Genomic DNA, 12,202 nt, shown 5'->3' with positions numbered 1-12,202 from the left:
GGATCCTCGGTATAAGGTGGAATTTACCATGACACAGTCTATCAAGAAATGGTTGAAATACAATCTGGCTCACACCCAGGTCAGACTCGTGCTTATTTTGACCATTTCAGTCTTTCTCATTATTCTGGCTGTAAGTCTGACCTCGTACTATACGTCGAAGTCGGTGATGCAAGAAGAGCTCGGCGAATTGCAGCGTCAGATGCTGAAGCTCGAAATGAACGTGATCGACGAGTTGGTTAGCGAAAGCGACAAGGTCGCGATTCAAGTCGCCTTGAATGATAATGTCTACCAATTTTTGACCAGCAAAGTACAGAGCTCTTATATGAATATTACGGGGACATATCAGTTTCTGTCGACACTAATCAGCAACTCCAAGTATATCAAAAGTATCTATGTCTATGATCTGACGCGGGAAAGCTTCCTGGCAATACCGCAAGGCTTCAGCTCCAGCAAGCTGACCTTCACCGATTCCGACTGGACCAGTGTCGTTTCTGAATTCGGTGAAAGGACTACCCTCATAAAGAAGCGCATGGTGCCTGAAGGGGCAGGGGCCAAGGGATCGAGCGTTACGCTGTTTCGCAAGATTATGATTCAAGGGGAGTTCAAGGGAATCGTCGCCGTCAATCTTAAAACCGAGGAGCTGTTCGCCAAGCTGAATCCGCCAATTATGAACAATTTGAACCGGATGCGCTATATTATTGACGAGCATGACGAGCTGCTTTACTCCGTCTCGAACTATGACTTCAATCAGGATTCAGTGAGTCATGCGATGGATACGCTTGGAAAGGACGACGGCGCGGATATCACGATCCAGAACCGCCAGCTGCTCATTAACCAGCTCGCATCGCCTGTGACGGGATGGAGGTATGTGTCCATTATTGAGCAGGATAGTCTGCTGGCCAAGTCCAAACGGGTGGCCAAGGTGGTTCTGCTGGTATCTATTGCGGCTCTCGTGCTGGGCGGGGCTACGATATTCTATATTAATGCGGCGGCTTTCCGCCCTGTCCGCCGGCTGAAGCAGTTGTTCAGCAAATATGACCGCAAGACCAACGGCCCCGATGGCATCAATCTGGAGAGGCTTGCCGGGGAACTGCTCACCAATCAAGTGCATCTGTCACAGCTTGTCCGGGAGTCGATGTCCGAGGTTGCATCCAAGCTGCTCACTGATATTTATTCCGGCAATCTGAGCGGGAAGCGGGATATTGAAGAGAAATGGAGACGTTACTTCGGAGAATGGTCGGCAGCGCCGGTGACGGTGGCCGTTCTGTCGATCGACCGGTACGAGGAATGGTCCCGGACCTTCAGCGGCAGCGATCATTCTCTGTTGAAATTCGCGATGGCCAATATCGTGGCAGAGCTGTTCGAGCCGCAATGGCGAATTGTATGCGCCGATTTCGGGAAGGACAAGACGGCCATTCTGCTGCAGCCGCGTACAGAAGGGCTGCGATGCGAGAGAATACTCGCGGAGTCGCTGGAGATCGTGTCGCGCCTGTTGAAATTCAGCGTATCGGCGGGGATCGGCAATCCGCAGACGGAAATTGCAAGATTGAAGCAAGTGATGCTGGAAGCGGAGAATGCGCTCACATACCGGCTTTACCAGGGCTATGGACAGGTGATCACGTTCCAAGAGGTGTCCGGACATGAAGTGATTGAGCCGCCTCAGTATGAAAGCGCTCTTAACGAACTGATTGGGGCCATAGAAGCAGGCAATGAGCCGGAGTCCCTGGAGGCACTCGGACGATTAATCGATAATATCCGCAGTCAATACGGGTATCCGTCGGCGGCGGTATCTTTCCTGCAGTCGGTCGCCGAGAGAATCGAACAGATCGTTCCTGCCGCAAACGGCGTTTTGTGCCAAAACGATTTCAAGTTTGACACGCTTGATTTGGAGGATAGCAAAGGTGTGCTGGAGAGCCGCGTTATCCTGCTGGCACAACGATTCTGCCGGCTTGCCCAGAGCAAGGATTTCATCATGTGCCAACGCATGATTGATTTTTTGAAGCAGCATCTTAACCAGCCGATCGGCATACCCGAAATATCTGAATCGATTGGCATCAGCAGCAGCCTGGCCAGCCAGTTGTTCAAACAGGAAACAGGCGAGACGATCTATAACTATTTGACACGGCTCCGCATAGATCGGGCAAGCGAGCTGCTGCTGAAGACGGGCGACCGCATATCGGATATCGCGTTGATGGTCGGTTATCAGCATGAGAATAGCTTTATTCGCAGTTTCCGCAAAATAAAAGATATTACCCCGGGCAAGTACCGGGACATGATGAGAACCCGGATGGAATTCCCGCTTGAATAGATATAGTTCAGGCGGCTCCGGGTTCAAGCAGACAGGAGGATCCAATGGACAGACGACAGATCGTGGAACGCCATCAACCGGAGCTGAATAAATGGGACCCTGTGTCCCCGTTTTCCGTAGGCAACGGAGAGTTTGCCTTCAGCGCCGATATTACCGGCCTGCAGACATTTCCGGATCAATATGAGGTGCCGCTTGGCACGCAGTCCAATTGGGGATGGCATTATACAGGCGGTCCCGGACGCTTCACCTCGCGCGATGCCGCATACCAAAGCTACGATACGTACGGCAGGCCGGTCGGGTATGCGATGAAGCCCGGCGACAAAGTGGAGGCTTACCACTGGCTTCGTCAGAACCCGCATCGCCTTCAGCTTGGCCGCATTTCGTTCCGGTTCCTGAGTGAATCGGGTGATGATGCCCAAGCGGAGGATATATCGAATATCCGCCAAACAATGAATCTATGGTCAGGTATGCTGACAAGTGAATTTGCCGTACAAGATGTGCCGGTTCATGTAGTGACGGCCTGCCATCCGGCAATTGACGCCATAGGCGTGAGAGTCGTTTCCCCCTTAATCGGGCAGGGAAGGCTGCAGGTGTTCATTCGTTTTCCGGCACCGGATATGACGTCTGCCACATGGGCCAAGGCCGTCTTCCCGGATCTGGGCAATGATGACAGGCATCGGACGGAGCTGGGCGAGTCGGCCGCTAACGGGGCAAGAATCGTCAGAAGCATGGACGAGGACCGTTACGAGCTCTGCTGGTCCTGGAACGCCGGGAGTCTGGAGCGGACCGGGGTGCATGAGTTCACGCTGCTGCCGGAGGCTCGCGGCGAATCACTGGAATTCTCGGTCGGCTTCGCCCAGGAGTCCGCGCAGACGGCGGATGTCGGGGCTATCGAGGCCGCAAGCGCGCGTCACTGGGAGTCGTTCTGGATGAGCGGCGCGGCAATCGACTTCTCCGGAAGCGCTGATCCCAGAGCCTACGAGCTGGAGAGACGCGTCGTACTGTCCCAATTCTTGCTGGCCATACATAGCGGCGGGTCGCTGCCTCCCCAAGAGACGGGCCTGATGTATAACAGCTGGTTTGGCAAGTCCCATCTGGAGATGCATTGGTGGCATGCGGCGCATTTCCCCTTGTGGGGCAGAGAAAACTATCTGCTGAGAAGTATGGATTGGTATGAACAGATCCTGCCGGTGGCGCGTGGACTGGCGTCGTCTCAAGGCTATGCAGGGGCGCGCTGGCCGAAGATGGTCGGCTTCGACGGCGAGCCTTGTCCGTCGCCGGTGGCGAACGGCCTGATCTGGCAGCAGCCGCATCCGATGGCGCTCGCCGAGCTGTGCTATCTGGCTGATCCGTCGAGCGCAACTCTTGCGAGGTTCCGCAACATCGTATTCGAAGCGGCTGACTTCATGGTATCATTCGCTCACTGGAATGAAGAGAAGCAGGTCTATGATCTGGGACCGCCCCTTATTCCGGCCCAGGAATGTCATCCTTTGGAAGGCAGCAAAAACCCTCCTTTTGAGCTGGAATATTGGAAGTATGGCTTGGAAATTGCGATTCGCTGGGCACAGCGCATGGAGCAGACGATCAACCCGCTATGGGCAAAAGTTGCCGGAGCGTTAGCCGGGCCTCCGCAGGCGGAGGGTGTATATCTTGCCCATGAGCTCTGCCCGGAGACCTTTCTGACGAAAAACCGCGACCATCCGTCCATGCTGGGGGCGCTGGGCATTCTGCCGGGCACGTCAATCGACCGAAAGGTCATGCTGGACACGCTGCTGAAGGTGAAGGAAGTTTGGATCTGGGAGTCGGCATGGGGCTGGGATTTCCCGATGTGCGCCATGACGGCGGCAAGACTCGGTGAGCCGGATCTTGCGGTGGATTTCCTGCTGATGGATGCATCCAAGAATACGTATTTAACCAACGGACATAATTATCAGCGCCCTGGCTTGTCCGCTTATCTGCCGGGCAACGGCGGTCTGCTGGCTGCGGTTGCGATGATGGCTTCTGGCTGGAGGGATGGCGAAGGCGGAGAATCGGCGTCGGAGGCGGCTGTCCGCAATCCCGGTTTCCCGCAGGATGGAAGCTGGTCGGTGAAATGGGAAGGGCTGAAGCCCTGGCTGTAGAGATTTCTAAAGTTCACATAGGAGGCGGGAGCATGTCTGCAAAAGGAACGGTATGGCCCTCGGAGCGCAAGACGGAGACCGATCGGCTGACAGGGCTTGAAGTGACGCAATTGACCCATTATAAAGCGCATAGCCATCATTTATATTTTACAGAAAACGGTTGGTATGACGGAGAACAGCGGCTTCTGATGATCTCGGATAGAGGCAATAGCACCAATTTGTACAGCCTGCATGTGGAAAGCGGATTGATCACACAGCTGACGGATTACAAGGATGTTGATAAATTGGATGCTTGCCTGTTGCCGGATGGAAGCTCGGCGTTTGTCAAGATTGGCCGGCGGTTGATCCGTCTGGATCTGAATTCGCTTGAAGAGAAGCTGTGCTACGAAGCGCCGGAGGGCTATCATTTGGGCAATGCGAACGCGACCGCTGACGGGCGGTTCGTGATGACCTGCGTGCAGGAGGATCTGTCGCACCGCATTCGGCTTGATCTGGGCAACGGTTATGTCGGCCACAGGGAGCTGATGGAGGCTGCGCCCCACAGCATGATCGTCCGCATCGATGCTCAGGCAGGCGGAGGAGAAAAAGTCTATGAAGAAAACCAGTTCATTACCCATATCAATACATCACCGAAGGAGCCATGGCTGATGACCTTCTGTCATGAGGGCCCATGGCATCTGGTCGATCATCGTATTTGGGGGCTTGACCTGCGAACCGGTGCGGTTTGGAAAATCAGAGAGCGGCTGGAGAGCGGCGAGAAGGTCGGGCATGAATTTTTCTACCCGGACGGAGTGACGATTGGCTATCACGGATTCCGGGCGGACGGCACCAATTTTTTCGGTAGCATCCGTTATGACAATACGGGTATGGAAGAGACGGAGTTCGGGTTCGATACCTGGCATGGATATGCGGATGGATTGGGCCAGGTGGTCGTGGACGGCAAGGGAGCGGTCAAGACGCTGAGTCTTTGGCGCAAAATCGACGGTGTGTACGAAGGTCCGCGCATCCTGTGCGAGCTGCGCTGCAGCTTTCACTCACAGAAGGTGCATGCCCACCCGCGCTTTAACGCAGACGGGAAGCGTCTGCTGTTTACAAGCGATAAGAACGGCTATGGAAATCTGTATATAGTGGAAATTCCAGAGGATTTCACTTCTTTGCCGCTAATGGCAACGTAACGAGGAGGAGCAGGCAGATGAACAAATCAGAAACGCAAATTCCTGGTGCCCAGCGCATATCCGTTAGGGTAGCGGGAACGATCCTTTCCCGCTGCCAGGACGGCTATCACCCGAATATTGCCAACAAGTGGGGTTATGTGGCCGGAATGGCGCTGACGGCGATCAGTCAGCTTGCCGATTGGACGGGAGAACCCGAATACCAGGCAATTGTAAAGCGGCATATGGACGTCTTCATCCGGGAGGACGGTTCCATACGCGGCTATACGCTGGAGGAATATAATCTCGACCATATCAACAAAGGAAAAAATCTATTGAGGTTATGGAGAGAGACTGGTGAATCCAAGTATGAGCAGGCGGCCAGGCGTTTAATCACCCAATTGACCGGCCAGCCTCGTACGGAGGAAGGCGGATACTGGCACAAGAAAATATACCCCTGTCAAATGTGGCTGGATGGCCTGTACATGTCTTCTCCGTTCATGGCCGAATTCGCCCGGACCTTCGGCGATAGCATCTGGTTTGATGAAGCTGCGCATCAACTGCTGCTGATCGAAAAGCGCACGCGCGACCCGCAAACGGGATTGCTGCATCATGCCTGGGACGAGAGCAGGGAGCAGCGATGGTGCGATGGCAGCACAGGCCGCTCCCGGCATGTCTGGGGACGGGCGATGGGCTGGTACGCAATGGCGCTCGCGGACTCGCTCGAGCATTTTCCCGTTCATCATCCGAAACGCGGACAGCTGATGGGGATTTTTGAACGGATGGCGAATGCTGTGCTTCGGGTGCAGGATCAAGAAAGCGGGGTATGGTATCAGCTAATGGACTGCAATGGCCGCCGGGAGAACTATTTGGAAGCGTCCGGCTCCTGCATGCTGGCGTACGCCCTGGCCAAGGGCATCCGGCTCGGCTATTTGGCCGAGATAGACAGACAGGCCGTAGAGAACGCCTATGATGGCATTCTTGACCGCTTCGTAACCGAGGACGAGCAAGGCATCCATCTCCATAGCATCTGTAACGGGGCTGGCTTGGGCGGACGCAAATACCGCGATGGCTCCTACGCCTATTACATGAGCGAGAAGGTTGTCAGCGATGTGCTGATGGGCGTTGCTCCGCTGCTGCTTGCAAGCATCGAGCTGGAACGGCTGCGCGAGCAGACTGGCAAACTGGCGGATTCAGGCGGTAATTAGATGGAGGGCAAGATGGGAAGTGAATGAAGGAGAGGTGATCCGGATGCAGATGCAAGAAGACAACCGAAGCCCGGATAAGCTCGTAATGAGTTATCCGGCCTCATGGTGGAGGAATATGTGGCGCGAAGCGCTTCCCTCCGGCAATGGCGTTATTGGCGCATCCGTATTCGGCGGCGTTCAGGAGGAGACGGTAATTCTTAATCATGCCCGCCTCTGGCACTGGGGGAGCAAGGATGAGCTGCCGGATGTAAGCGGCACACTCGCTCAGACCCGCAGGCTGATGGATGAAGAGCAGTATGCCGAGGCAAGCTGGCAGCTCGCGAACGCATTAAAGGAACGCGGTTACGCGACGAAGCTCGCCTCCAGATTTCCGCTGGCGGCGATAAAGCTTGTCATGCCCTGCGCCAGCGCCTTTCGCGGGTACAGCCGGACGCTTGCCATGGACAGCGGAGAGATAACGGTCGGCTGGTCGGCCGGGCCGGGCTCGTACAAGCGGAGGCTGTTCGTCTCGCGTGCCGACGATACGGTTGTCTACGAGCTCGAAGGGGACGAGAAATCCCGTGTATCCGGGGAGATTGGTCTTATTCTTCACCCGAGCGACCGCTGGGCGGATACGCCGGAATTCAAGGAGCTGGAACAGTCTGTTGAGGCTGGAGCCAGCGGCGCTTATGCATGGTTCGCCGGAACAAATGACGATGGGACGGATTTCGGAGCGGTCATGCGGGTCATTCCGGAGGGAGGCCGCATCGAAGCGGAGGGGAGCGTAATCCGCTTCGAAGGGGCAAGACGAATGCTGGTGCTGGTGAAGCTGTTCGTCCTTGGCGCGCGGTCCGGGGATTGGGAACGGCTGAAGCAGGAATTGGCCGAGCTTGTTGTTGATGCCTCTTACGATAAGCTGCTCAAGCGCCATCTCGCTCTGCACCGGCCGTTGTACCGCTCAGTCTCGCTGGAACTGGAGGATGCGGATAATGATCCGCGAACCAATGAGCGGCTGCTGCTGGATGCATATGAGGGGGAGGCGCCGCCTGCGCTTGTACGTAAAATGTGGGCTTATGGCCGTTATTTGTTCATGAGCGGTACTGCAGCGGCGGAAGATGCGGAGCCTTTCGGGCTGTATGGGCTGTGGGGAGGAGATTACAGGCTGGTATGGAGCCACAACATGGCCAATGAGAACATTCAGATGATGTACTGGCATGCGCATGTTGGCGGTCTGGGTGAATTGGTCCCACCGTTATTCCATTACTATGAGGGATTGATGGATGATTTTCGTGAAAATGCGCGTAAGCTGTACGGCTGCCGGGGCATCTATATACCGGCAGGCTCTACGCCGGGCATTGGCATTCCGAATCAGATCGTGCCCGTTATTCTGAATTGGACCGGTGCGGCCGGGTGGCTGTCCCGTCACTATTATGAACATTTCCGTTATACCGGCGATCTGCAATTTTTGCGGGAGACGGCTCTGCCGTTCATGCTCGAGGCGCTGCGGTTTTACGAGGACTTCCTGGTTACGGACGCGGATGGGCTTTACAGGATATATCCCTCCGTTTCGCCTGAGAATACGCCTCTCAATTACATGCCGGCGGATGGCAAACCGCTTGCGCATCCTATGCCTACGGCGATCAATGCGGCGATGGATATCGCCATTCTGAAAGAGCTTCTGAAGAGTTTAATAGAAGCGAATCAGAAAGCGGGCAGCGATGAGGCGGAGAAGGAATGGAACCGCATGCTGACGCGTTTGCCGGATTATCGGCTGAATAAGGACGGCGCAATCAGTGAATGGATTCATCCTGCATTCGAGGACCGTTACGCACACCGTCATCTCTCTCATCTGTACCCTGTATTCCCGGGGCAGGAAGTGACGAGAGAGAGCGATCCGAACATGTTCGGTGCATTCGAAACGGCGGTGCACAGGCGAGAGATGGGGGCACAAAGCGGCTGGTCGCTTGCTCATATGGCAGCTCTGTATGCGCGGCTGGGCGATGGAGACGCCTCTTTGAATTGTCTGGATATTCTCTCCAGATCGAGTCTGCTGCCGAATCTGTTTACGCTTCATAATGACTGGCGGGGAATGGGCGTCTCCCTGCAGATGCCCGCGGCTCCGGTGCAATTGGACGCTAATATGGGCTGGGTCAACGCCGTTCAGGAGCAGCTGCTTCAGGTATCGGCCAATCTGGTTAAATTGCTGCCTGCGCTGCCGGGTCGTTGGAAGCGTGGGAGTCTGGCCGATTGGAGGTTTCATACGGGCAAAGTGTCGTTATCATGGAACAGGGATACAGGTTCGTTCCGAGCGCAATTGACGGCAGACCGGGATACCGACACGATCGTCAAGCTGCCTGATTGGGTGGGAGCATGCAGCATAGCCGGCGGTGAGGTTCAGCCTTCGCCGCTTGGCCGCGGGTACTACACACTGCGAATGAAGAACGGAGCGCCGCCGATCGTCTTCGAGTCATGCGGATAATCACCGGTTTCAAAAGAGGGGAAGGAGCAGCCATCGTGCTGTTCCTTCCCCTCTTTGCCGTTGCAGATGAAGCCGCATACCGGTGGGCGATTCCTCGGCAGGAAACCGGAGGAAAAGCCTTTTTGCGATAATGCGGACTAGCGGATTACCGGCTGCAGACCCACCGGGCTCCGTTAAGCACAAGCCGCCGATAGGACGCGGGCCTGAACGAGGGGGCGTGATGCCCCGGCTGCAGATAGACGACTTTGCCAAGCCCGTAGGCATGCTCCCATCCCGCGGGATAACGTTTGCCTTCGAATTCGTATTCCAGGAAAACCTCTCGTTTGGAGAAGGAGTCCAACTCGAACATGTATGGCTCCTCATCCAGACTGAACCCATCGACACCCTCGAGCAGGGGATGTCCGGCAAGGGGATGATAGCGGAGAGGCTGGTAGGGCGGATGCCCGGTGAAACGGGCGCCGATCAGTTGCCCAAGCTCATGGCTGCTTTGCAGCGAAATGCCGTTGTGCAGAACAAGCAGTCCTCCGCCGCCCGCAACGTAACGAAGCAGACCTGCCGTTTGCTCCGGCTTTAATGTGCGCTCCCAGCAGTCCGTGTACGAGATGCATATAGGGTACTCCTTCTGGTCCAGCCGGCTGAGAGTATCGTAGTTTTCCGTAGCAGTCAAGTCAAATGCGGTGTCAAGGATGGCCTGCAGCTCCGCACGCGCCGGCTCCAGCGGATGCCAGGGGGCTGCGGTGAAGTCGCCGAGAAGCAGCGCCCGTATGGGATCGTTCATTGTCATCTCTCCTCTCTTTACCAGGGCAGTTCTTTGCCTGTATCCGCTTCCAGGTACAAGGGCAAATCATGCAGCTCGCTGCCGCGCGCTTCGATTCGTCCCAGGATATGGGCTGCCGCCTCTTCAGGCGTGTGCGTGCCCGCGTCGTTCCAGCTGCCGCTCATGAACGTTTTCACCCAGCCGGGGTGAAGCAGCAGCACGCGTCCGCCATCCTTGCGAATCCGGTTATGGATGATGGTCGAGCCCATATTGAGCGCGGCTTTGGACATGCAATAGCCGAACCAGGCCTCGCGATAGCTGTTCCCGATGCTTCCGGCCTCGGAAGTAACATTCACGATCAGCTTGCCGCCGTTCATGATGGGTTCAAGCAGGGCATTGGCCATGCGGATCGCGCCGAGCGCCGATACGTTGTACACCCGCTGCATGTCGTCAAAATCGAGATCATCCGCTACGGTTTTGCCCGTGTCCCCGAGCAGGGCGGCGTTATTGATCAGCATGTCGAGGACAGGCGTAAGACCGCGAATCCGTTCCGCGGCTTCCCTCACGCTGGCGTCGCTTCCTACGTCCAGTCGGAAAGAATGCAGCCGATCCGGGAATTGCTCTGTCAGCTGCAGGAGCTCAGGATTCGGGTCGGCAATGCCGCCCGCATAAACGGTGCAGCCGGCTTGCAGCAGAGCCTTCACCAATTCGAGCCCGATCCCGCGGTCGGTACCCGTGATGCAAACATTCTGTGGCATAAGAATCTTCCTCCATTTTGTGGAATTTGTTTCAGGGAAATATCGCGTAGTGGATACCGGTGACTTAATTTCATTATAGGGAAAAGCTGGGCATATGCCTATGATAAATCGCTTGAATCGCGCAAGACAGATTGAGATGAGAAGACTGCTCTAGCTAGGCCGTTTCTTCACGATCGCATTTCGCGGACATTGATTTCGGACGCTGCAAACCTGTAAAAGTGATAAATATTAATGTAACAGCGCTAACCTCAATCGGGTTTTTTCAGTATATAATGATGAAAGCGCTTTAAAAAAATCTTCGCTATCGAAACGGAGGATACGGGGAATGAAACAGCTTATAGCAGTTGCGCCCAGGAAAGCCGCTTTGTTGGATATGAATACGAGAGCGGTGGAGCCGCATGAAGTCAGGGTGCGCATCAAATACGCATCGCCGAAGCACGGCTCGGAGCTTGCCGCCTTCCGCAACGAAGGCCCGCATATTCACGAGTATTACGATGAAGAGTGGCATGCGTTCATGCCGAGGAAAACACAGGTGGAAGGCCAGGGCAATTTCGGCCATTGGAATCTCGGCAATCAATGGGTTGGCGTTATCGTCGAAAAGGGCAGCCAGGTGAGCGATTATACAATAGGGGATCAGGTATGCGGCTATGGCGGCATTCGTGAGGAGCATATCGTAAGCGCCGTCGACAATTATTATTTGATGAAAATGCCGGAAGGAATGCCATGGCAGAACGCCGTCTGCTTCGATCCGGCGCAATTCGCATTGGGCGGCATCCGCGACAGCCATCTGCGCGCAGGCGATACGGCGGTCGTATTCGGGCTTGGGGCGATCGGACAAATTGCGGCTCAATTGGCGAAGCAGGCTGGAGCGAGCTACGTTGCGGTCGTCGATCCGATCGAGCGCAGGAGGACGGCCGCGCTTGAGGCGGGAGCGGATGCAGCATTCGATCCGACGAAGGATGATGTCGGGCTGGAGCTCAAGAAAGCGACCGAGAAGCGTGGCGTTGACGTGGTCCTGGAGACGAGCGCGAACGAGTTCGCTTTGCAGCATGCGCTGCGCGGTCTCGCATACGGCGTCACGATCGCCTATGTCGGCTGGGCCAGAATGTTTAAGGGCGGCATGGATTGGGGCAAGGAAGCGGCGATTTCAAAACCTTTTTATATATCATGCTGCCGCTCATCATGCCGGCAGTCACTTCGCTGATTGTGTTTGAATTCAGCGCGTCCTGGAACGATTTTCTGCTTCCGCTGCTGTTCGTATATGACGATGCTTACCGGACGCTCCCGCTTGGGTTGATGTATTTTTCAGGCGAATATACGACCAATCAGTCGCTTGTTGCTGCCGGCGTCACGATTGCGATCGTGCCTATTATTGTCGTATTCGTTATTTTCCAGCGCAAGTTCATCGAAGGAATTACAGCCGGTTCCGTAAAAGGATAACG

9 protein-coding genes are annotated in these 12,202 nt (G+C 55.5%); 7 read left to right on the top strand and 2 right to left on the bottom strand.

Annotated elements, in window-relative coordinates:
- Nucleotides 1–28 precede the first annotated feature (28 nt).
- From AC0YOB_RS07375 to AC0YOB_RS07355, 5 genes are read left to right on the top strand one after another with little or no spacing between them, the layout of a single operon-like run.
- Nucleotides 29–2,308 (top strand): helix-turn-helix domain-containing protein, encoded by a 2,280-nt coding sequence (locus AC0YOB_RS07375; protein WP_475792216.1) that lies wholly within the window; start codon nt 29–31, stop codon nt 2,306–2,308.
- A 44-nt stretch (nt 2,309–2,352) separates the two neighbouring features.
- Nucleotides 2,353–4,428, top strand: a complete 2,076-nt coding sequence (locus AC0YOB_RS07370; protein WP_475792215.1) for a glycoside hydrolase family 65 — start codon at nt 2,353–2,355, stop codon at nt 4,426–4,428.
- A 32-nt stretch (nt 4,429–4,460) separates the two neighbouring features.
- The gene (locus AC0YOB_RS07365; RefSeq protein WP_475792214.1) at nt 4,461–5,603 is read left to right on the top strand and encodes an oligogalacturonate lyase family protein; all 1,143 of its coding nucleotides are present in this window, start codon (nt 4,461–4,463) and stop codon (nt 5,601–5,603) included.
- 17 nt (nt 5,604–5,620) lie between these two features.
- Complete coding sequence (locus AC0YOB_RS07360; protein ID WP_475792213.1) at nt 5,621–6,787, top strand: glycoside hydrolase family 88/105 protein; 1,167 nt, start codon at nt 5,621–5,623, stop codon at nt 6,785–6,787.
- 43 nt (nt 6,788–6,830) lie between these two features.
- Nucleotides 6,831–9,245: a glycosyl hydrolase family 95 catalytic domain-containing protein gene (locus AC0YOB_RS07355; RefSeq protein ID WP_475792212.1), complete on the top strand. Its 2,415-nt coding sequence runs from the start codon at nt 6,831–6,833 to the stop codon at nt 9,243–9,245.
- A 145-nt stretch (nt 9,246–9,390) separates the two neighbouring features.
- Here AC0YOB_RS07355 and AC0YOB_RS07350 read toward each other — a convergent pair whose 3' ends face one another.
- Together AC0YOB_RS07350 and AC0YOB_RS07345 are read right to left on the bottom strand one after the other, a co-directional pair.
- Entirely contained in the window at nt 9,391–10,023 is a 633-nt protein-coding gene (locus AC0YOB_RS07350; protein ID WP_475792211.1) for a ThuA domain-containing protein, read from the bottom strand.
- Nucleotides 10,024–10,040: 17 nt separating this feature from the next.
- Nucleotides 10,041–10,760 carry an SDR family NAD(P)-dependent oxidoreductase gene (locus AC0YOB_RS07345; protein ID WP_475792210.1) on the bottom strand — a complete coding sequence of 240 codons (720 nt, stop codon included), beginning with the start codon at nt 10,758–10,760 and terminating at the stop codon, nt 10,041–10,043.
- Between the two features lie 325 nt (nt 10,761–11,085).
- Between AC0YOB_RS07345 and AC0YOB_RS07340 the strand changes: the two genes are divergently transcribed.
- Nucleotides 11,086–11,964: a zinc-binding dehydrogenase gene (locus AC0YOB_RS07340; RefSeq protein WP_475792209.1), complete on the top strand. Its 879-nt coding sequence runs from the start codon at nt 11,086–11,088 to the stop codon at nt 11,962–11,964.
- The gene (locus tag AC0YOB_RS07335) at nt 11,943–12,200 is read left to right on the top strand and encodes a hypothetical protein (protein WP_475792208.1); all 258 of its coding nucleotides are present in this window, start codon (nt 11,943–11,945) and stop codon (nt 12,198–12,200) included. Before AC0YOB_RS07340 ends, AC0YOB_RS07335 begins: the two co-directional genes overlap by 22 nt.
- The last annotated feature ends 2 nt before the right edge of the window (nt 12,201–12,202 follow it).

This window comes from Paenibacillus sp. JT31N17, from assembly GCF_056269255.1.
This window is presented reverse-complemented; position numbering and strand designations above follow the sequence as displayed.